Raw genomic sequence first — 19,900 nt, forward strand, 5'->3', positions numbered from 1 at the left:
TCCGCCATTCGCGATGTCCTCCGGTGGGCGTTTCGCTACGATCCGCTAGGGATCGTTCACCTCGGGGTGGATCTCCCCGCGCTCATGCTCCGACCGCATTCGCGAGAGGCAGGATCGTCACGATGCTCACGACCGACTTCACCACCGGCGCACCCAACTGGCTCGACCTCGCCAGCCCCGACACCACGGCGACGGCCGGCTTCTACGCGGCGGTCTTCGGCTGGACCTTCGAGTCCGCCGGCCCCGACGCGGGCGGCTACGGCTTGTTCCAGAAGGACGGCAAGACGGTCGCGGCCCTGGGGCAGCTCACCGAGGAGGGCGCCGCCCCGGCCTGGACGGTGTACTTCCGGACCCCGGACGCGGACGCCACCGCCAAGGCGGTCGAGCAGGCCGGTGGGACCGTGCGGGTCGAGCCCTTCGACGTCATGGACGCGGGACGGATGTCCTGCCTCACCGACCCGGGCGGCACCGAGTTCGCCGTCTGGCAGCCGGGGGCGGTCAAAGGCCTGGAGAAGACGTCGGAACACAACACGCTGCTCTGGGTCGAGCTGCACGTTCCTGACCCGTCGGCCGCGCTGTCCTTCTACCGTTCGCTCTTCGGCTGGCGGTCGAGCGAGATGAAGATGCCCGGAATGACCTACACCGTGCTCTCCACCGCCGAGGGCGAGCAGGAGGACGCTTCGTTCGGCGGAATGGTCGCCGCCCAGGGGAGCATGGAGCCGCGCTGGATTCCGTACTTCGACGCGGCTGACGCGGACGACATCGTCACCCGGGTGCAGGAGAACGGCGGCACCGTCCTCGCACCCGCCGAGGACGTACCGGACGTCGGCCGGATCGCCTGGCTCGCCGACCCGTTCGGCGCGCCCTTCGCCGTCCTCAAGCCCCGCCCCCGAACTGCCTGACCCCATCGGGAGGGTGGTGCGGACCGGGGACCCCGGCCCGCAGCCGCATCAGTGGGTCAGCGAATCGATCATCATCGTCAGCAGCTGCTTCCGCCGGTCCCCGCCTCCGACGACCCAGATGTGCAGTTCCGCCGCCCCGTCCCACGGGCGTGGTCCGGGACACCTCGCCGACCTTGAGCACGTCCCGCGAAGCCGCCGGCGTGGCCGCCATGAGCGACACACGCGACCGCGACGACAAAGGGCACCGCCCGGCCTGCCGTTCGGGCCCTCCGGGACCTGACTGCGACCTGCTCCGACCGGGATCCCGAGCCCGGCGCCGGCCAGGTAGGCCACCCAGGTGGCGAGCCCCACCGAGAAGCCGAGCAGCAACAGCGCGTCGATCGCTCCGATCCAGGTCAACGGCAGTGACCGGCTGCTGACGCCGGTGTCGAGATCCAGGAACCGGCCCGCCACAGTCCCAGGCCGAGAGCGAGCCCGACAAGTGCCGGCAGGCCGCGGACGTTCCCGCCGGCTCGCCGGAACTCGGCGTACCGCCGGCCCGAGACCGCCAGGAGCGCCGCCACCGCCGCACTCCACCCGACCTGCAGTGCGGTGGACCAGCTGTTGCCCGCATGGGACAGGCCCGACTCGGTGGTGGCCAGTGCCACATGACCCCACGCCACCTGCACGGCCAACCCGCCCGCCAGGGCTTCCACGACTCCGGGGCGCAGCGGGACACGAGGTTGGGCCAGGGCGCCGTCCGCGCCGGCCGGGAGGGATGCTTGGCCCACGCGGCACGCCACCACCGGATCCGTCAGCCACGTCGGCGGACGGGCCGGCGTGGCACGGGCGACCAGGGTGCGCAGTTCCCCGGCGAGCGCCGGGTCGGCCTGGAGATCCAGCGGGGGGAGGAAGTTGCCGGAACCTACGCCCTTCGGCGAGAACCCGCCGGACAGCGCCGGGACGGGCTCGGCCGGGTCGCGGTCGACGGGCCGATACCGCGTCGAAATCCGGGAGGGCGCGTCACCCGAAGCCGATGCGTTCCAGCCAGAAGTCGAGCAGTTCCACGTCGCCGATGATCTCGATGCCTTCGGTCCGGGCCGGGAGGCGTTTGTAGATGATCAGCAGGAGGTCGGACAGCGGGCCGCGTACGGCGACTGCGGCTTTCTCATGGGCCCGGCGCCAGACGATGGCGTCGCCGGTGAGATCGATCAGCCACTCCGCCGCCGCCTGCGGCGGGGTGTCCGTGGCGTGGAAGTGCAGGGTGCGGCCGGGGCCGAGGAGTTCGCGCATCCAGGGGTGGACCTCGAAGTGCATCGGCAGAGCGCCGAGCTCCATCCACTCGTCGATGCCGTCGAGGGCGACCTCCTGCTCGGCGGTGAACTTCTTGCCGATCGCCAGGGTCGCGTCGGCCCGGTGGATGAGCGTCTCGTGCAGGAACCGGCGCGCGTAGAACGCGGTGGTGCCCCCGGTGACCGGGGTCCACACCTTCGTGTCCGGCCCGGCGCCGCGCAGCGTTTCCGCCAGCTGCGCGGCGCCCTCGACGAGCCACGGTCCGAGCACCGCGGGATCCTCGTGGGTGTACGCGGACAGATCACGGAAGTGATCGTCCGGGATCGGCTCCAGGACCCGCTTCCGGACCACTTCCTCGGCCCAGCGCTGGCCGCCGCCGAGATGCCGCAGCAGCTGGCCGGCGTTCCACCCGGGGCAGGAGGGCACCGGGACCGTGAGGTCCGCACCCTCGATGGAGGCGTACAACAAGCCGGTCTGCGCGACGATCTCGGAGCAATGGCGGTCATGGCTCAAAGCGCTCACGACGTCACGATAGACCGCACCTCCGACAGCGCCACCGCTCCTGGTCCGCGCCTCCACCGCCGGGCGGGTCAGGTCACGCGTACGTGTAGCGGGAGGTGTGGTCGAGCAGGTCGGCCGGGGTGATGTCGTTCCACGGCTTCATGGTGTCGCGCAGGTCGACGACGTCCGGCGTCCCCGCGGCCGGCAGGTACGGCGAGGTCGGGTGCAGTCGCTGCCAGTCCGCCCACAGCTTGTCTATGAAGCAGTGGTGCAGCCAGAACACCGGGTCGTTGGGCGACACGCCGGTGCCCATCTGGCCGCCGACCCACACATGGACCCGGTTGTGCAGATTGACTCCGCGCCAGCCCTCCAGGTGGTTGCGGAAGCCGTTCGACTGGCTGTTCCACGGCGCCATGTCGTACACGGGCATGGCGAGGACGGAATCGACCTCGGCCCGGGTCGGCAGGGGGCGGCCTCCGCCGCCGAGCTGGCGGCGCAGATAGTTGCGGGAGTCGACGCGGACGTTCACCGCCCACCGTCCGGAGTTGAAGGCGAACGGGCCGGTGGTCACCTGCGCGTCGCTGGCGCGCCCGTCGCCGCCGAGGAAGTCCGCGCCCCACAGGGAGGCGGACGCCGTACGGTCCCGGGTCCAGTCCCAGTACGGCAGCATGACCGAGGAGTCGACGGACTGCAGCGCCTGCTCGAACTCGAGAAGGAATCTGCGGTGCCAGGGCAGGAAGGACGGCGATCGGTGGCCGACCCGCTCCCCGTTGTCGACGTCGGACATGATGAACGCGTTGTGCGTGGTGACGAAATCGTCGTACCGGCCACTGCGCTTGAGTTCCAGTACGACGTCGGTGAAGGCACGCTTCTGTGCGGCGGTGAGGTTCGCTTGGTTCTGACGGACTGCCATGAAGAGTCTTCGTCCTTTGCGGGTGGTTCGGGTTCCGACGAGTCGCGTCGCGACGGGTCGGATTAAGGTGCGGCGGTTCGGGTCGGGCGACGATCGGGTCAGACGGCGACCGGGACGAGCGCGGCGCCCTGCAGTTCGAGCACCGCGGCCCGGGCCGCAGCACGCGGCGTGGCGAACGTCTCGTAGTGGTTCACGACGCTGATCCAGGAGGAGTCGGCGTTCTGCATCACATGCAGTTCCTTGCCGTCCACGAACACCGCGTAGCCCGGCCCCCCGTGGTGGTGTCCGCCGGCGGCCTGCGGCGCGCCGTGTATGCGCCGGCCCCGGTAGGTCTCGTCGAACGCCTCAGGTCCGGTGTGCGGGACGGACCCCGCGGTGTTGTCGATGTCGTTCCCGGTGTCGTTCCCGGTGCCCCGGGCGGCCAGCGCCACCGGCAGGCCCAGCGCGACCCCGGTGAACGCGGCGGCGGCAACGCCGGTGACGGCGCCGCGCAGCACGCTGCGGCGGGTGAGTTCAGACATGTACGGCCCCCATCTTGTCGCCTTCGGGTACATCGACCCCAGAAGGCAGGAATCCCAACGGGTAGTCACATTTCGTGATCTCCCGACCGGGATGTTCGCAGGCGGCGGCCGCGAGTGGAAAGGAGTGTCTTACCCGTTGGCTCCTTACCGGACATTCCCTCGCAAGATGTGGAAAGTTGAACGGAGTGGATCTTGCAGAACGTCCGGCGCTATACGGGTTCGGACGCGAAAATCTCCTGAATGAAGCCGAAGGAGCGACAAATCCTCGGGTTGTACGGGAATTATGGTGATGTCCCCCACCAAAAGATCACGACGCAAAAGTGTTCGACGGTGAGCAGCGGACCGGCCGCCAGGAGCGCCGCGGCGGCGGACGCGGAGGTGGATCACGAGGTGGATCACGGGCTGGATCAAACAGCGCGGCCGGGCCCCGAGGGCGCACCATCACGCCCCGGGACCCGGCCGTTGACCGGACTTCAACCATGACACCTGCGACGGATCACCCTCGTGGATCAGAACCACGGAGTGCAGCGCGCCGTCCCGTCGTTGCCGGCCTGCACAGGGTGAAGTAACGGAGGCTCACGCCACGAGGCGGGGCGGCATCGTCCGGTCCACGTCGTCCAGGCTCAGGACGCACTGGGGCACGCTGGAGCCGAAGCGTGGCTGGTGGATGCGGATCTGGAACGGCTGGGCGGGGTCTTCCGGCAGTTCGGCCGTCAGCACACTCGACCCGGCGCGGACACGCTGGTGGGCGACTTCCTTGCCGTCGACCAACACCTCGACGTCACGGCTCACGCCGGAGCGGATATTGACGGTGATCGAATGGCCGAGATGATCCAGGTGGAAATGATGTCGTCGGGGCACAGCGCACCTCCGGAGCGGACCTCACTACCAGCGTAAACCCGTCCTTCGACTCCCGCGCTTCGCCCTACCATGCAACGACGCCGCCTTCCCACCGCCGACATCCTTGGAGGCCCGCTGTGCCCGGCCCCGGCCCCGTCTCCGACCCCGGCCAGGACACCGACGATCCTGCGGGGCAGGTCGGAGATCCTGGCCGGCCGCCGTGGCACCGACGCCGCCGGCAGGTGTGGCTGGCGGGAGGCGTGGTCGCCTCCGTGGCACTGATCGCGGGGGTCGCCCTGTGGGCGGGGTCGCCGGACGGCCCGCAGACGGCGGACGACCCCGCGCCGCCGCACGCGGACGATGGTCTGCCGCACACCTCCGTGGAGGTGTCGCGGAGCAGCTGCGGACAGGGCTGGGTACGCCCGCAGCCGGGGACGCAGGTGTTCGATCTCCGCAACACCTCCAGCGGGGCCGCCGAGGTCGACCTCCTGGATCCGGCCACCGGCGCGGTCTACGGCGAGGTGGAGGGGTTGGCGCCCGGCACGACCCGGCCGATGCGCGTGCTGCTGGGGAACGGTACGTACGCGTTCAAGTGCTTGCCCGACGACGCGGACGCCGTCACCGGTCCCACGGTACGGGTGAGCGGAGGGTCGGCCGCGCGGGGACCGGCCGCCGTGCCCGTGACGGCGCACGATCTCATCCCGCCGACGTTGGCCTACCAGCAGTGGATCCAGGCCAGAACCGTCGAGCTGGCGGAGCGGACCGCTGCGCTGAAGGACGCCGTCGACGCCGGCGACCTGGCGGCGGCCCGGCGCGCGTGGCTGCCCGCGCATCTGGTCTACGAGCGGATGGGCGCGGCGTACGGAACGTTCGGGGACGCGGACTCCGCGATCAACGGAACGACGGCAGGGCTGCCCGGCAGCCTTGCCGACCCCGGCTTCGCGGGGTTCCACCGCGTCGAGTACGGGCTGTGGCACGGGGAGTCCGCGGCGTCGCTGCGCGGGCCCGCTGACGCTCTCGCCGAGGCGGTGCGGGCGCTGCGGGACGGGTGGCCGCAGGAGCGGATGGATCCGGGGGATCTGGGGCTGCGCGCGCACGAGATCCTGGAGAACACCGTGCAGCGGGAACTGACCGGACGCACCGACTACGGCAGCGGCAGCAACCTCGCCACCGCCCGCGCCAATCTCGACGGGACACGTGAGCTGCTCGGCCGGCTGCACCCGCTGCTGGCGACCCGGTTCCCTGAACTGCCGCGACTGGACGCCTGGTTGGACCGCACCCAGCACACCCTCGACTCCTTCGACTACGACGGGACCTGGGCTCCGCTGGGCACGCTGCCCCGCGCGGACCGGCAGCGGATCAACAGCGACATGAGTGAACTGGTGGAGCGGCTGGCCCCGGTGGCGGCCCTGTGCGATGTACGGAGAACGACATGAGCCAGGTGCGACGACGCGGACTCCTGCGCGGTGCGGCCGCCGGTATCGGTACGGCGGTGGCCGGAGCCGCGGTGTCGGGAGCCGCCGTGTCGGACGCCGGGCCCAGCGCGGCCACGTCCGCCGCCGACTCCACGGACACGCCCACCGCGCCCGGTGACTTCCACGGTGCGCACCAGGGCGGAATCCTCACGCCGCCGCAGCGCGCCACGGCGATGGTCTCGTTCGACGTGACCGCCGAGGGCCGCCGGGAGCTGACGGAGCTCCTCCGTACGCTCACCGACCGGGCCCGGTTCCTGGCCGCCGGCGGGACCCCGCCCCCGGTCGGGATCACCGCACCGCCGTCCGACTCCGGCGTGCTCGGCCCGCAGGTCCCGTCAGGTGGTCTGACCGTCACGGCCGGGGTGGGGAGCTCCCTGTTCGACGGCCGCTTCGGACTGACGGATCTCAAGCCGTCGCGGCTGGGCGTGATGCCGTCGTTCCCCGACGACGATCTGGACCCGGCCTGGTGCCACGGCGATCTGAGCCTGCAGCTGTCCGCGTCCAGCCCGGACGTCGTGCTGCACGCGCTGCGTGACATCGCCCGCCACACCCGCGGCGGTCTGCAGGTGCGCTGGCGGATGGACGGCTTCACCAGCCCGCCCCGCCCGAGCGGCACGCCCCGCAACCACCTCGGGTTCAAGGACGGCACCGCCAACCCGGACACGGCGAAGGCGACCGAGGCGGACCGGCTGCTCTGGGTGGGCGCGGGCGCCGAACCGCGGTGGACCGCCGGCGGCACCTACCAGGTGGTGCGGCTGATCCGGATGCTCGTCGAGTTCTGGGACCGGGTCTCGATCACCGAGCAGGAACGGATGTTCGGCCGCAGCCGCGACACCGGCGCGCCGCTGGACGGTGACGCCGAGTTCGACGCGCCCAGGTACACGCAGGATCCCAAAGGCGATGTGATCCCGCTCGACAGTCATATCCGCCTCGCCAACCCCCGCACCCCGCAGACCGAGGGCCAGCGCATCCTGCGCCGCGGCTACAACTACGACCGGGGCATGGACAGCAACGGCAACCTCGACATGGGGCTGATCTTCTCCTGCTACCAGCAGGACCTGGTCCGGCAGTTCGAGACCGTGCAGAAGCGCCTCGCGGGCGAGCCGTTGGTGGACTACGTCCAGCCGTTCGGGGGCGGCTACTTCTTCGTCCTGCCCGGAGTCCGGGACCGCACCGACTGGCTGGGACGGGCCCTGCTCACCCAGAACCCGCATATACGCCCATAGCAGTCGAAGACTTCGGTGACGCCCCGCCCGGAACGGTCAACGGCAAGTCAAGCGTTGGCCTGTTGTTCCTGACCGGCTGTTCATCCGCACGACACTGATAGGCGGTCAGGGTGTCGCGGGCCGAACGAAGGATCGCGTTCCGTAACCTACATCGCGACCGGTCGACAGCGGAGGCTGACAGAACATGGGCAACGCAGGAAGAGCGACGGATCCCGGACGCCGGGCCGCGCGCTGGGGAGCATGCGCAGGTGCCGCGGCACTCACCCTCCTCAGCGGGGCGGGCCCCGCCCGGGCGGACTCCCCCGACTACCACCCCGGCGGCGCCGCGACGACCACCCCGGTCAAGCATCTGGTGGTCATCTTCCAGGAGAACGTCTCGTTCGACCACTACTTCGGCACCTACCCGGTGGCGGCGAACACCGACGGTACGACGTTCACCGCGGACAAGCGCACCCCGAAGAACATCGACACCCTGCGCACCGCCGGCCTGCTGAAGAAGAACCCGAACCAGTACCTGCCCAAGCGCCTCGGCCCGGAGCAGGCCATGACCTGCGACCAGAACCACAACTACGGCCCCGAGCAGTACGCGGCCAACGGCGGCAAGGCCGACGAGTACGTCCAGAACACCGACTCCGGCAAGTGCTCCGGCAACCTGTTCGGCGAGCCCGGCCTGGTCATGGACTACTACGACGGCAACACCGTCACCGCGATGTGGAACTACGCCCAGCACTACTCGCTCGGCGACAACTCCTACGGCACGACCTACGGACCGTCGACCCCCGGGGCCATCAATCTGATCTCCGCGCAGACCCACGGAGTGATCTCCGTCGACCCGGCCTCCGGCACCGAGCACCCGAAGCAGACGGCGACGCCCGACCCGTACGCCGTCGTCTCGCCCGACGCCAAGGGCGTCGGCACGTTGATCAACGACCCGGACCCGGCCTTCGACGACTGCTCGGACGCCGACCACAGCAGCAAGAACGCCCTCGCGGTTCTGCAGGGCCGCAACATCGGTGATCTGCTCAACGCCCAGAAGGTCAGCTGGGGCTGGTTCCAGGGCGGATTCCGCCCCAGTACCGCCTGGGACGGGCAGCAGGGCCACTACGCGAAGTGCGCCGGCACCACCCACGCCAACCTGGGCGGCGCCCAGGTCGTTGACTACAGCCCGCACCACTCGCCGTTCCAGTACTACAGGTCGACGTCGAACCCGCACCACCTGGCGCCCGCGAGCGTCGCCGAGATCGGCCACAACGGGCCGGCCAACCACACCTACGACCTCACCGACTTCGACAGCGCGCTGAAGGCGGGGAACCTGCCCTCGGTCAGCTTCCTCAAGGCGCCGGAATTCCAGGACGGCCACGCCGCCTACTCCGACCCGATCGATGAGCAGCACTTCCTCGTCGAGCAGATCAACAAGGTGCAGCAGTCGCCGCAGTGGAAGGACACCGCCGTTGTCGTCGCCTACGACGACTCCGACGGCTGGTACGACCATGCCTACGCCAAGCCGGCGAACGGCTCGAAGAACACCGCGATCGGCTCCAACGGCAAGACGGTCGACAGCCCCGCCTGCCAGGCCGGCCCCGCCGCGGCCGGTGACTACGCCGACCGCTGCGGCCCCGGCACGCGTCAGCCGCTACTGGTCATCTCCCCCTACAGCAAGGTCAACTCCGTTGACCACACCCGCACCGAGCAGGCCTCGATCACCCGGTTCATCGAGGACAACTGGCACACCGACCGCATCGGCGACGCCTCCTTCGACACCCGTGCCGGATCGCTCGCGTCGGCCTTCGACTTCCAGCACCCCAACGGCAAGCAGGTGCTGCTCAACACGGACGGCTCGGTGACGTCCGTCAAGGACATCCCCAAGAACCCGGTGCCGGTGCCCGCGCCGTCAGCGTCCACGGGTCCGGCCAGCAACATGGCTCCGCAGACGCTCGCCGACACCGGTTCCTCCTCGGCCGTCCTCCCCTTCGGCATCACCGCCGGAGTACTCGCGGCCGGCGGCGCCGGCCTCGCGCTGCTGATCCACCGCCGCAAGGCCCGCACGAACACCGCGCGGTAGAGAACCCCGAAGGAAGGCCGCCCCCGGGGATCTTGGGGGCGGCCTTCGACTCGCTCAGCGCGTGGGCGGCGTGGTGGTGAGCGGGGTGAGTTGCTGGATGTCGTGACGGGCCCGGATCGCCGCGATCTCCGCCTGGTCGGGCGGACCTCCGGCACCGAGCACGGCCGCGCGTGCGGTGCTCAGCCAGTTCCGGGCCGCCGTCGGGGAGCAGCCGGACGATCCGCGATCCGCCGTCATGGTGGCCGAGCTGTCCGAGGCCAGCCCGGAGTTCCGGGCGTGGTGGGCGGAGTACCCGGTCCGCTATTTCCGCCCGGCCACAACGGCGATCGATCACCCCCGGATCGGGCGGCTGGACCTGGAGATCTACCAGGTGCGCCCGGTCGAGGATCCCGACCTGCTGCTCGTCCTGCAGGTGCCGGTGGGCGAGGACGGTCTCCAACGGGTTCTCGCACTGCTCGACGATGTCTGAAGGCGGGAGCGGACGATCGGCGGACCCGGCGGTCAGGCGGGGCGGGCCCCGAGGGCTCGCAGCAGGAACGGGCGCAGTTCGCGGGCCATCGCTTCGCCCGTGGGTGACGGCGAGGACGGGCCGGGCGTCAGGAACACCCGGCTGACCATCGCTCCCACCACCAGGTCGGCCAGCACGTGCGTGTCCTCCAGGGGCGGGATGTCGCCCCGCCCGACCGCGCGCGCCACCAGCGCGGCGGCCCGGTCCCGGACGGGCTGGACGACGGCGTCGTCGAGGACCTGGGCCAGCGCCGGGTTGTGGGCTGCCTCACCGATCAGGACGTGCAGCAGCCGGCCTCCCGGTCCGTCCAGGGTTCTCGCCTTGTCCCGCAGGAGCGCGGTGAGGTCCCCGTCGAGGGTGCCGGTGTCCTCGCCCGGTCCGAGGTCACGGGCCCACTGGGTGGCCGTGCCGATGACCAGGTCCTGCTTCGAGCTCCACCGGCGGTAGAGCGTCGCCGTGGACACGCCGGCCCGTTTGGCGACCTCGGCCGTCGTCAGCCCGCCGTAGCCCTTCTCGTACAGGACCTCGAGGGTGGCTTCGAGCAGGACGCGGTCACGGCCGATGTCACGGCGCCTGCCCCGTACGGGGGAATCGTTCTCGGTGTGCTCGGTCACGTCATCAGGGTATACGAAACGAAAGCTTTTCGTTTTGTGTACCGTTGGGTCTCATGACACACCATGACGAAACCCCGGACCTGGACGCCACCGGCGTCGTCGACCGCCTGCGCTCCGCCTTCGCCACCGGCCGCACCAAGCCGACGGCCTGGCGCCGCGCCCAGCTCGAAGCCCTGCGCACCCTCCTCGTGGACAACAGCGACGAGGTCACCGCTGCTCTGCGATCGGACCTGGGAAAGGGCCTCAAGGAGGGCTACCGGACGGAGGTGGGCTTCACGATCAACGAGATCGACCACACCCTCGCACACCTCGACACCTGGCTGGCCCCGCGCCCCGCCGCGCTTCCCGACAAGCTCCTGCCGGCGCAGGCGTACGTCGTCCGTGACCCGCTCGGCGTGGTCCTGGTCATCGCGCCGTGGAACTATCCCCTCCAGCTCGCCCTGACGCCGGTGGTCGGAGCGCTGGCGGCCGGCAATTGCGTCGTCGTCAAGCCCAGCGAGCTGGCGCCCGCGACCTCCGCCGCGATGGCCCGGCTCCTCCCCCGCTACCTCGACACCGAGGCCGTGGCGGTCGTCGAAGGCGCGATCCCGGAGACCACCGCGCTGCTGGAGCAGCATTTCGACCACATCTTCTACACCGGCAACGGTGCCGTCGGCCGGATCGTCATGACCGCCGCCGCCAAGCACCTGACGCCGGTCACGCTGGAGCTCGGCGGCAAGAGCCCCGTGGTCCTCGACCAGGACGCCGATCTGGCCGCGGCCGCGCAGCGGATCGCGTTCGGGAAGTTCCTCAACGCCGGCCAGACCTGCGTCGCCCCCGACTACGTGCTGGCCATCGGCGACACGGCCAAGGCCGTCGAGCCGTACCTCGCCTCGGCCGTGCACGATCTGTACGGCGCCGACCCCGCCGCTTCCGCCGAATACGGGCGCATCGTCAACGAGCGGCACTTCGACCGGCTCACCGGCCTCCTCGACAGCGGACGCACCGTGACCGGCGGCACGCACGACCGCGCGACGCGTTACCTGGCACCCACCGTGCTCGCCGATGTCGCCCCCGACTCCCCCGTCATGAAGGAGGAGATCTTCGGCCCGGTCCTGCCCATCGTGTCCGTGCCGGACCTCGACGCCGCGATCGCGTTCATCAACGAGCGCGACAAGCCGCTCGCCCTGTACGCGTTCACCGCGTCCGACGACACCAAGCAGCGCCTGCTGACCGAGACCTCCTCCGGCGCGCTCACCTTCGGCATCCCGGTGGCTCACCTCACCGCCCCGGAACTCCCCTTCGGCGGCGTCGGCGAGAGCGGGATGGGCCGGTATCACGGCGAGTACTCGATCGACACCTTCAGCCACAGCAAGGCGGTGCTGGACAAGCCACTGTCGTGACGGGGGGTTGGGCGGGCGGCTGGACCGGGGTCGCGCCGGGCCGGATCGAATCGGACGGCTCGGGACCGATGACTCCGTGCCGCGCCGGGAGTCCTGTTTCCGACCGCACACTCGAGAAGGTGGACCGATGACGAACCTGCACGACATCCTCAAAACGCATGTCAGCGACGGGCCGACGCCGGGAGCGGTGGGTCTGGTGGCTCGCGGCGACCAGGTGGAGGTGCAGGTCGTCGGTTCCGCCGACGTCGACGGCATCTCTCCGATGGTGAGGGATTCGATCTTCCGCATCGCTTCGATCACCAAACCCGTGATTGCCGCGGCGCTCATGATGCTCGTCGACGACGGCCGGATCGCGCTGGACGACCCGGTCGGGCAGTGGCTGCCGGAACTGGCGTCGCCGACGGTCGTCCGTACCCCGGCCGGCCCGGTCGACGATGTGGTCCCGGCCGCCAGAGCGATCACGGTGGCCGATCTGCTCACCTTCCGCGCCGGGTACGGCTTCCCGTCCGACTTCTCGCTGCCCGCGGTCGGTCTGCTGTTCAGCGAGCTGAAGCAAGGACCGCCCCAGCCGCAGCTCACCGCGGCGCCGGACGCCTGGATGGCGACGCTCGCCGGCATTCCGCTGCTCCACCAGCCGGGCGAGGTCTGGCTGTACAACACCTGCTCCGACATCCTGGGTGTGCTGATCGCCCGGGTTGCGGGCCGTCCGTTGCCCGAGTTCCTGGCCGACCGGCTCTTCGAGCCGCTCGGCATGGCCGACACCGGATTCGACGTACCGGCCGGCAAACTCGACCGGTTCACCAGCTACTACCGAACCGACCCGGCAGGCGGACCCGAACTGGTCGACGCCCCTGACGGGCAGTGGAGCAGCCCGCCGGCCTTCCCGTCCGGCGCCGGCGGACTGGTCTCGACCGTCGACGACTACTACGCCTTCGCCCGGCTGCTGCTCGCCGACGGAACCGTCGACGGCCGCCGGTTGCTGTCCTCCGCATCGGTGCGGCAGATGACCACCGACCACCTCACCCGGTCGCAGCGCGATGCCGGCCGGCTGTTCCTCGAGGGCCAGGGCTGGGGCTTCGGCGGCTCCGTCGACGTCGCGGCCGTCGACCCGTGGAACGTGCCGGGACGCTACGGCTGGGTCGGCGGCACCGGAACGGCGGCTCACATCACCCCGTCCACCGGCGCGGTCACCATCCTGCTCAGCCAACTGGAGATGTCCGGCCCGACCCCGCCCGCCGTGATGCGGGACTTCTGGCGCTACGCGGCGGACGCCTGAGAGCCGGGGCCCGACGCGACGAGGGCTACCCGTCCGCGCGGCTCAGTCGCTGTGCCGGTGCTGCCGCCGGCTGCCGGCGACTGCCAGAATCGGCCCATGCTGCGAATCGGCTCCATCGTGCTGGGTGTCTCGGACGTGCCGCGCGCGGCGGCCTTCTGGATGGAAGCCCTGGGATACGTGCCGCGTGAAGAGGCCGAGGACGACTGGGTGGTCCTGGTACCGGCGGAAGGCACCGGGGCACAGCTGTCCCTCGGCCGCAGCGAGACGCCGGTCCAGGACCAGCCGCGGATCCATCTCGACCTCTACGCCGGAGACGCGGCCGACCAGGCCGCCGAGGTCGAGCGGTTGGTGTCCCTCGGCGCCGAGCGCGTCGACTGGGACTTCTATCCCGACGACGCGGATTTCATCGTGCTCGCCGACCCGGAGGGCAACCGCTTCTGCGTCATCGACACCACACACGGCTGACGAGCGCCCTACGGCTCCCGCCTGGTCAATCGTCGGCGGCCACGAGAAGGCTGCAGCGACCCGCCGTCAGACCGCCAGCTCGGCCGGGACCGCCGCCAGGGCTTCCTGGATGGCGGCGATCAGCCGGCGGCCGGATTCCTCGGTCAGTTCGAGGGCGACGCGCGCCGAGGGGCCCTTGGAGGGGTCGGCGAAGTCGATGTTGAGGGTGTGCTCGGCCATGGCGTGCACGGGGTGGTCGAAGTACACCGTCACATCGGTGACATGGAACCAGGAGCCGTTCGGCCCCTTGGCGCTGCCGTCGACGGAGTCCTTGACGGTCGTGTAGGTGCACATGCTCAGGCCCCCAGGTGGTCGGCGTAGAAGGCGGTGATCCGTTCCCAGCCGTCGTTGGCCGCCGCCACGTTGTAGGCGGGGCGGTCCGTCGAGAAGAAGGCGTGGCCCGCGCCCTCATAGCTGTGGAACTCGAAGTCCTTGCCGTTGGCGGTCAGGATCTGCCCCAGTTCGGCCACCTGCTCGGGGGTGGGGTACTTGTCCTCGGCGCCGAACAGCCCGAGCAGCGGAGCGCGGAGCCGGGGCAGCTGGTCGACCAGGTTGGTGATCCGCAGCGGGAACTCCGCCGGCACGGTGCCGGTGACGAACGCGCCGTAGCAGTCCACCGCGGCGTCCAGGTCCAGGTTGCAGGCCGCCAGCACACTCTGCCGGCCGCCCGAGCAGTAGCCGATCACGCCGACCTTGCCGTTGCTGGTGGGCAGCGCCCGCAGGTGGGCCGCCGTGGCGGCGACGTCGCCGATCAGCCGCGCGTCCGGGACTCCGCCGTTCGCCCTGCCCACCGCCGCCGCGTCATCGGGAGCGGCGCCCGGTGCCTCGCGGAAGTAGAGGTTGGGGCAGATCGCGTCGTAGCCGAGCTCGGCGAAGCGGCGGACGATCTCCTTGGTGCCTCGGTCGTAGCCGGGCATGTGGTGGATGACGACCACACCACCACGCTGCTCCTGACCGTGGGGCCGGGCCAGGTACGCCTCCATCTCGTCGCCGCCGTGCCCGGTGATCCGGATGGTTTCGGCAGTCAGGGAATCACTCATGAGACACCTATATCATAAGGGAGAACTGATAAGTTTATACTGATGACTGTGATGATCCAGAGTGACGCGGCACGCATCGCGGCCGACCTGCGCGCCTGTCTGGGGCCGATGGTTCGCAGACTGCGGCAGGTGAAGCCGGACGGCGAACTGACCCTGTCGCAGACCTCGGTACTGGTGCGGCTCGGCCGCGAAGGCCCCGCCGCCGCGGCCGAGCTCGCCGCGGGTGAGGGCATCCGCCCGCAGTCGATGTCCACGATCATCTCCGGGCTGCAGGAGCGTGGGCTGGTGGCCCGGGCTCCGGACCCGGACGACGGCCGCCGGATCGTGCTCTCGCTCACCGATGCGGGACGGGAAGGCCTGTTGGGGGCCCACAAGGAACGCGCCCGCCGGCTGACCCGGGCCATCTCCGAGGAACTGACCCCTGCCGAGCGGGCACAACTGGCCGCCGCCATCCCGCTGCTCGAGCGCATCGCCCGGAGCGTCTGACCACCGGGCCGTCGCTCCGCAGGGGGCGCCGAGCCTGTTCTGTCACCAAAAATGCCTGGTGGCAGCGGGTGAAGCCATTAATACTCGTGCATGTGTTCCTGACGATATCTCTCACCGGCAACGACGAGCGTCCCGCAACGGACCTCGGCTTCCTGCTGCACAAGCACCCGGAGAAGGCCCAGGCCTTCTCGACCTCCTACGGCGACGCGCACGTCTTCTACCCCGAGGCGTCCGCACAGATCTGCACGGCAGCGCTCCTGCTGGAGGTGGATCCGGTGGCGCTGGTGCGGCGTGCCAAGGGCACGGGCAAGGACCGGGGCGGGGCGCCCGACGCGGCGCTCGCGCAGTATGTGAACGACCGGCCGTACGCGGCCTCGTCACTGCTGGCCGTCGCGTTGCGCACGGTGTTCTCCAGCGCCCTGCGCGGAGAGTGCCGCACGCACCCCGAACGCGCCGCGGCCCCGCTGCCGCTGCGCATCGAGGTACCGGTGCTGCCCGCCCGCGGTGGCGCCGACCTGGTGCGGGCGCTGTTCGAGCCGCTGGGCTGGACCGTCGGAGCCGAACCCATCGCGCTGGACCCGCAGTTCCCCGAGTGGGGCGACTCGCGGTACGTACGGCTGACGCTGGAGGGTGAGCTGCGGCTGTCGGACGCGCTGCGGCACCTGTATGTCCTGCTGCCGGTCCTGGACGACTCCAAGCACTACTGGATCTCGTCCGACGAGGTCGACAAACTGCTGCGCTTCGGTGAGGGCTGGCTGGAGAACCACCCCGAGCAGCAGCTGATCGCCAGCCGCTATCTGTCCCGCCGCCGGGCCCTGACGCGCCAGGCCATGGAGCGTCTGGAGCTGGCCCGGCTCGCGGACGCCGACGACATCGAGGTCGAGGAGATCGACAACGCGGTCGACGAGAGCACCGACACCGAGGAGAAGCCGGCGCCGCTGGCCGCTCAGCGGCGCGACGCGATCCTCGAAGCGCTGCGCTCCGCGGGCGCGGTCCGGGTGCTGGACCTCGGCTGCGGGCAGGGTCAGCTCGTCGGCGAACTGCTGAAGGACGTCCGCTTCTCCGAGATCGTCGGTGTCGACGTATCGGTGCGGGCGCTGCACACGGCGTCCCGCCGGCTGCGTCTGGAGCAGATGGGAGAACACCGGGCCGCCCGCGTCAAGCTCCTGCAGGGCTCGCTGACGTACACCGACACCCGGCTCAAGGGCTATGACGCCGCCGTGCTCAGCGAGGTCATCGAACACCTCGACCTGCCGCGGCTGCCGGCCCTGGAGTACGCCGTCTTCGGCGCCGCCCGGCCCGGGACCGTCATCGTCACGACACCGAACTCCGAGTACAACGTGCGGTGGGAGACGCTGCCCGCGGGACACGTCCGGCACGCGGACCACCGGTTCGAGTGGACCCGCGCGGAGTTCCGCGACTGGGCGGACCGCGTCGCACAGCGGCACGGCTACCACGTGGCGTACGTCCCGGTAGGACCGGACGACCCCGAGGTCGGGCCGCCGACGCAGCTGGCGGCCTTCACCCGGAAATCCGACCAGACCTCACCGACCGCTCAGACCCCGAAGGAGGAGTCGGCCGCATGACCAGCAAGCGCACACTTCCCGTGACCGACCTGTCCCTCGTGGTCCTCATCGGAGCCACCGGCTCCGGCAAGTCGACGTTCGCCGCCCGTCACTTCAAACCCACCGAGATCCTGTCCTCCGACTTCTGCCGCGGCCTGGTCAGCGACGACGAGAACGACCAGGGTTCCAGCCGTGACGCCTTCGAGGTGCTGCACTACATCGCGGGCAAGCGGCTCGCCGCAGGACGCCTGACCGTCATCGACGCGACCAGCGTCCAGAGCGAGAGCCGCAAGCAGCTCATCGGCCTCGCCCGCCAGTACGACGTGCTGCCGATCGCCATCGTCCTCGACGTGCCCGAGCAGATCTGCGCCGAGCGCAACGCCGCGCGCCCCGACCGGGCCGGCATGCCCAAGCACGTCGTCCAGCGCCACCAGCGCGAACTGCGCCGCTCCCTGCGCGGACTGGAGCGTGAGGGCTTCCGCAAGGTGCACATCCTGCGCGGTACCGAGGAGATCGACGACGCCGAGATCGTCCTGGAGCGCCGCTACAACGACCTGCGGCACCTGAGCGGGCCGTTCGACATCATCGGCGACATCCACGGCTGCCGTTCCGAGCTGGAGACGCTGCTCAACAAGCTCGGCTACGCCCTGGAACGGGACGCGGCGGGCCGGCCGGTGGGCGCCGTGCACCCGCTCGGGCGCACCGCCGTTTTCGTCGGGGACCTCGTCGACCGCGGTCCCGACAGCCCCGGCGTGCTGCGCCTCGTCATGGGCATGGTCGCCGCCGGTTCGGCGCTGTGTGTGCCGGGCAACCACGAGAACAAGCTGGGCCGCTACCTCAAGGGCCGCAACGTGCAGCACACCCACGGGCTCGCCGAGACCATCGAGCAGTTGGACAAGATCTCCGGCGAGGAGCCGGAGTTCGCCGCCCGCGCGCTGGAGTTCATCGAGTCGCTCGTCAGCCACTACGTGCTCGACGAGGGCAAGCTCGTGGTCTGCCACGCCGGCCTGCCCGAGAAGTACCACGGCCGTACCTCCGGCCGGGTCCGCTCGCACGCGCTCTACGGCGACACCACGGGCGAGACCGACGAGTTCGGCCTGCCCGTCCGCTACCCGTGGGCCGAGGACTACCGGGGCCGCGCCACCGTCGTGTACGGGCACACGCCCGTCCCCGACACGTCGTGGATCAACAACACCATCTGCCTCGACACCGGCGCGGTGTTCGGCGGCAAGATGACCGCGCTGCGCTGGCCCGAGCGCGAACTCGTCGACGTGCCGGCCGAGCGCGTCTGGTACGAGCCGGTGAAGCCGCTCGTCACCGAGACACCGGGCGGCCACGACGGCCGACCGCTGGACCTCGCCGACGTGGCGGGCCGTCGCGCGGTCGAGACGTCGCAGCACGGCAGGGTCGCGGTCCGCGAGGAGAACGCGGCCGCCGCGCTGGAGGTCATGAGCCGGTTCGCGATCGACCCGCGGCTGCTCGCCTACCTGCCGCCGACGATGTCGCCCTGCGCGACCTCGCAGGAGGAGGGCTATCTGGAGCACCCGCACGAGGCCTTCGCGGCCTACCGTGCGGACGGTGTGCGCCAGGTGGTGTGCGAGGAGAAGCACATGGGCTCGCGCGCGGTGGCGCTGGTCTGCCGTGACGCGGAGGTGGCACGGGCACGCTTCGGTGTCACCGAGCCGGGGGTGAGCGGCGCGCTGCACACCCGCACCGGGCGCCCGTTCTTCGACGACCCGGCGGTCACCGAGCAGATCCTGGCCCGCCTGCGGGAAGCCGTCACCACCGCCGGGCTGTGGGACGAACTGGAGACGGACTGGCTGCTGCTCGACGCCGAGTTGATGCCCTGGTCGCTGAAGGCGTCCGGTCTGCTGCGCCGGCAGTACGCCGCCGTGGGCGCCGCGTCGGGCGCGGTGTTCCCGGGCGCGATCGCCGCCCTGGAGGCCGCCTCCGCACGTGGCACCGCGGTGTCGGACCTGCTCGCGCGCCAGCGCGGCCGGGCCACCGACGCCGCCGCGTTCACCGACGCGTACCGGCGCTACTGCTGGCCGACCGAGGGCCTGGACGGGGTGCGTCTCGCGCCCTTCCAGATCCTGGCCGTCCAGGGCCGCAGCCTCGCCGCGCTCCCGCACGACGAGCAGCTCACGCTGATCGACCGCCTGGTCTCCAACGACCCGACGGGACTGCTGCAGGCGACCCGGCGGATCGTCGTCGACACCGCCGACGAGCAGTCGGTCGCGGCGGGTACCGAGTGGTGGCTGGAACTGACCGGCGCCGGCGGCGAGGGCATGGTCGTCAAGCCGCTCCAGGCCCTGGTCCGGGGCGGGAACGGGCGCCTCGTCCAGCCCGGCATCAAGTGCCGGGGCCGCGAGTACCTGCGGATCATCTACGGCCCCGAGTACACCCGTCCGGACAACCTCACCAAGCTGCGCTCCCGCTTCCTGGGCCACAAGCGCTCACTCGCGCTGCGCGAGTACGCCCTCGGCCTGGAAGCCCTGGACCGACTGTCGGCGGGCGAACCCCTGTGGCGTGTCCACGAGGCGGTCTTCGCGGTCCTGGCCCTGGAGTCAGAACCGGTCGACCCGAGGCTCTGACCGCAATCCCGGCCGGCGGGCAACAGCTTCCTTCCACGCGTCTCTTGAGCCCCCTGACCCTCCCGGTTCCCCTGGCACCCAGGGGCCAGGGGGCCTCATAAGATCCGCGAGAAGCCTGCCCGCCGACCGGGACCAGCCGGTCCTCAACCAGGGGGACATTTCCCCTTGACCAGTGCACATCACCCCCATATGGTTCTCCCGTCTGGCTTGATCCACTAG

At 70.7% G+C, this 19,900-nt stretch carries 20 protein-coding genes; 11 read left to right on the plus strand and 9 right to left on the minus strand.

Annotated elements, in window-relative coordinates; translation table 11 throughout:
* Nucleotides 1–122 precede the first annotated feature (122 nt).
* Nucleotides 123–902 (plus strand): VOC family protein, encoded by a 780-nt coding sequence (locus O3W51_RS10970; RefSeq protein ID WP_269285432.1) that lies wholly within the window; start codon nucleotides 123–125, stop codon nucleotides 900–902.
* Nucleotides 903–1,297: 395 nt separating this feature from the next.
* Here the strand turns inward: O3W51_RS10970 and O3W51_RS10975 are convergent, their stop codons facing one another.
* The 5 genes from O3W51_RS10975 to O3W51_RS10995 all read right to left on the minus strand — a co-directional run bounded on the left by O3W51_RS10975 (nucleotide 1,298) and on the right by O3W51_RS10995 (nucleotide 4,970).
* Complete coding sequence (locus O3W51_RS10975) at nucleotides 1,298–1,672, minus strand: hypothetical protein (protein ID WP_198358849.1); 375 nt, start codon at nucleotides 1,670–1,672, stop codon at nucleotides 1,298–1,300.
* 232 nt (nucleotides 1,673–1,904) lie between these two features.
* A complete protein-coding gene (locus O3W51_RS10980) occupies nucleotides 1,905–2,696 on the minus strand; it encodes a maleylpyruvate isomerase family mycothiol-dependent enzyme (protein WP_138356659.1) in 792 nt (263 codons plus the stop codon).
* Between the two features lie 73 nt (nucleotides 2,697–2,769).
* Entirely contained in the window at nucleotides 2,770–3,588 is an 819-nt protein-coding gene (melC2, locus tag O3W51_RS10985) for a tyrosinase MelC2 (RefSeq protein WP_269285435.1), read from the minus strand.
* A 98-nt stretch (nucleotides 3,589–3,686) separates the two neighbouring features.
* Nucleotides 3,687–4,109 carry an apotyrosinase chaperone MelC1 gene (melC1, locus tag O3W51_RS10990; RefSeq protein WP_269285437.1) on the minus strand — a complete coding sequence of 141 codons (423 nt, stop codon included), beginning with the start codon at nucleotides 4,107–4,109 and terminating at the stop codon, nucleotides 3,687–3,689.
* 576 nt (nucleotides 4,110–4,685) lie between these two features.
* A complete protein-coding gene (locus tag O3W51_RS10995) occupies nucleotides 4,686–4,970 on the minus strand; it encodes a hypothetical protein (protein ID WP_138356662.1) in 285 nt (94 codons plus the stop codon).
* A gap of 116 nt (nucleotides 4,971–5,086) precedes the next feature.
* Between O3W51_RS10995 and O3W51_RS11000 the strand changes: the two genes are divergently transcribed.
* The 3 genes from O3W51_RS11000 to O3W51_RS11010 all read left to right on the plus strand — a co-directional run bounded on the left by O3W51_RS11000 (nucleotide 5,087) and on the right by O3W51_RS11010 (nucleotide 9,712).
* Nucleotides 5,087–6,385, plus strand: a complete 1,299-nt coding sequence (locus O3W51_RS11000; RefSeq protein ID WP_438817435.1) for an imelysin family protein — start codon at nucleotides 5,087–5,089, stop codon at nucleotides 6,383–6,385.
* A complete protein-coding gene (gene efeB, locus O3W51_RS11005; RefSeq protein WP_198358852.1) occupies nucleotides 6,382–7,650 on the plus strand; it encodes an iron uptake transporter deferrochelatase/peroxidase subunit in 1,269 nt (422 codons plus the stop codon). Before O3W51_RS11000 ends, efeB begins: the two co-directional genes overlap by 4 nt.
* Nucleotides 7,651–7,834: 184 nt before the next feature.
* Complete coding sequence (locus O3W51_RS11010) at nucleotides 7,835–9,712, plus strand: phospholipase C (RefSeq protein WP_269285439.1); 1,878 nt, start codon at nucleotides 7,835–7,837, stop codon at nucleotides 9,710–9,712.
* Nucleotides 9,713–9,766: 54 nt separating this feature from the next.
* Here O3W51_RS11010 and O3W51_RS11015 read toward each other — a convergent pair whose 3' ends face one another.
* Nucleotides 9,767–9,949 (minus strand): hypothetical protein, encoded by a 183-nt coding sequence (locus O3W51_RS11015; RefSeq protein WP_198358881.1) that lies wholly within the window; start codon nucleotides 9,947–9,949, stop codon nucleotides 9,767–9,769.
* Here O3W51_RS11015 and O3W51_RS11020 point away from each other — a divergent pair.
* Nucleotides 9,888–10,181: an MmyB family transcriptional regulator gene (locus tag O3W51_RS11020; RefSeq protein ID WP_198358856.1), complete on the plus strand. Its 294-nt coding sequence runs from the start codon at nucleotides 9,888–9,890 to the stop codon at nucleotides 10,179–10,181. The genes O3W51_RS11015 and O3W51_RS11020 overlap by 62 nt on opposite strands.
* Nucleotides 10,182–10,213: 32 nt before the next feature.
* Here O3W51_RS11020 and O3W51_RS11025 read toward each other — a convergent pair whose 3' ends face one another.
* Nucleotides 10,214–10,834, minus strand: coding sequence for a TetR/AcrR family transcriptional regulator (locus O3W51_RS11025; RefSeq protein WP_187145166.1), 621 nt, complete (start codon nucleotides 10,832–10,834; stop codon nucleotides 10,214–10,216).
* A 53-nt stretch (nucleotides 10,835–10,887) separates the two neighbouring features.
* On the opposite strand from O3W51_RS11025, the gene O3W51_RS11030 reads away from it, so the two are divergent.
* The 3 genes from O3W51_RS11030 to O3W51_RS11040 all read left to right on the plus strand — a co-directional run bounded on the left by O3W51_RS11030 (nucleotide 10,888) and on the right by O3W51_RS11040 (nucleotide 13,957).
* Complete coding sequence (locus tag O3W51_RS11030) at nucleotides 10,888–12,216, plus strand: aldehyde dehydrogenase family protein (protein ID WP_269285472.1); 1,329 nt, start codon at nucleotides 10,888–10,890, stop codon at nucleotides 12,214–12,216.
* 127 nt (nucleotides 12,217–12,343) lie between these two features.
* Nucleotides 12,344–13,492: a serine hydrolase domain-containing protein gene (locus O3W51_RS11035; protein ID WP_269285474.1), complete on the plus strand. Its 1,149-nt coding sequence runs from the start codon at nucleotides 12,344–12,346 to the stop codon at nucleotides 13,490–13,492.
* Nucleotides 13,493–13,588: 96 nt separating this feature from the next.
* Complete coding sequence (locus O3W51_RS11040) at nucleotides 13,589–13,957, plus strand: VOC family protein (RefSeq protein ID WP_164294139.1); 369 nt, start codon at nucleotides 13,589–13,591, stop codon at nucleotides 13,955–13,957.
* Between the two features lie 66 nt (nucleotides 13,958–14,023).
* Here O3W51_RS11040 and O3W51_RS11045 read toward each other — a convergent pair whose 3' ends face one another.
* Together O3W51_RS11045 and O3W51_RS11050 are read right to left on the minus strand one after the other, a co-directional pair.
* Complete coding sequence (locus O3W51_RS11045) at nucleotides 14,024–14,290, minus strand: DUF6295 family protein (protein ID WP_198358858.1); 267 nt, start codon at nucleotides 14,288–14,290, stop codon at nucleotides 14,024–14,026.
* Nucleotides 14,291–14,292: 2 nt separating this feature from the next.
* The gene (locus tag O3W51_RS11050; RefSeq protein ID WP_198358860.1) at nucleotides 14,293–15,036 is read right to left on the minus strand and encodes a dienelactone hydrolase family protein; all 744 of its coding nucleotides are present in this window, start codon (nucleotides 15,034–15,036) and stop codon (nucleotides 14,293–14,295) included.
* Between the two features lie 42 nt (nucleotides 15,037–15,078).
* Here O3W51_RS11050 and O3W51_RS11055 point away from each other — a divergent pair, with 42 nt between their 5' ends.
* From O3W51_RS11055 to O3W51_RS11065, 3 genes are all read left to right on the plus strand, one after another.
* Nucleotides 15,079–15,522: a MarR family winged helix-turn-helix transcriptional regulator gene (locus O3W51_RS11055; RefSeq protein WP_138356671.1), complete on the plus strand. Its 444-nt coding sequence runs from the start codon at nucleotides 15,079–15,081 to the stop codon at nucleotides 15,520–15,522.
* 92 nt (nucleotides 15,523–15,614) lie between these two features.
* Nucleotides 15,615–17,108 carry a 3' terminal RNA ribose 2'-O-methyltransferase Hen1 gene (locus O3W51_RS11060; protein ID WP_138356672.1) on the plus strand — a complete coding sequence of 498 codons (1,494 nt, stop codon included), beginning with the start codon at nucleotides 15,615–15,617 and terminating at the stop codon, nucleotides 17,106–17,108.
* A complete protein-coding gene (locus tag O3W51_RS11065) occupies nucleotides 17,105–19,681 on the plus strand; it encodes a polynucleotide kinase-phosphatase (RefSeq protein WP_269285479.1) in 2,577 nt (858 codons plus the stop codon). The genes O3W51_RS11060 and O3W51_RS11065 overlap by 4 nt, the downstream gene beginning before the upstream one ends.
* Nucleotides 19,682–19,900: the final 219 nt, after the last annotated feature.

The organism is Streptomyces sp. H39-C1 (genome assembly GCF_027158125.1).
In the GTDB taxonomy this organism is placed as follows: domain Bacteria; phylum Actinomycetota; class Actinomycetes; order Streptomycetales; family Streptomycetaceae; genus Actinacidiphila; species Actinacidiphila fildesensis.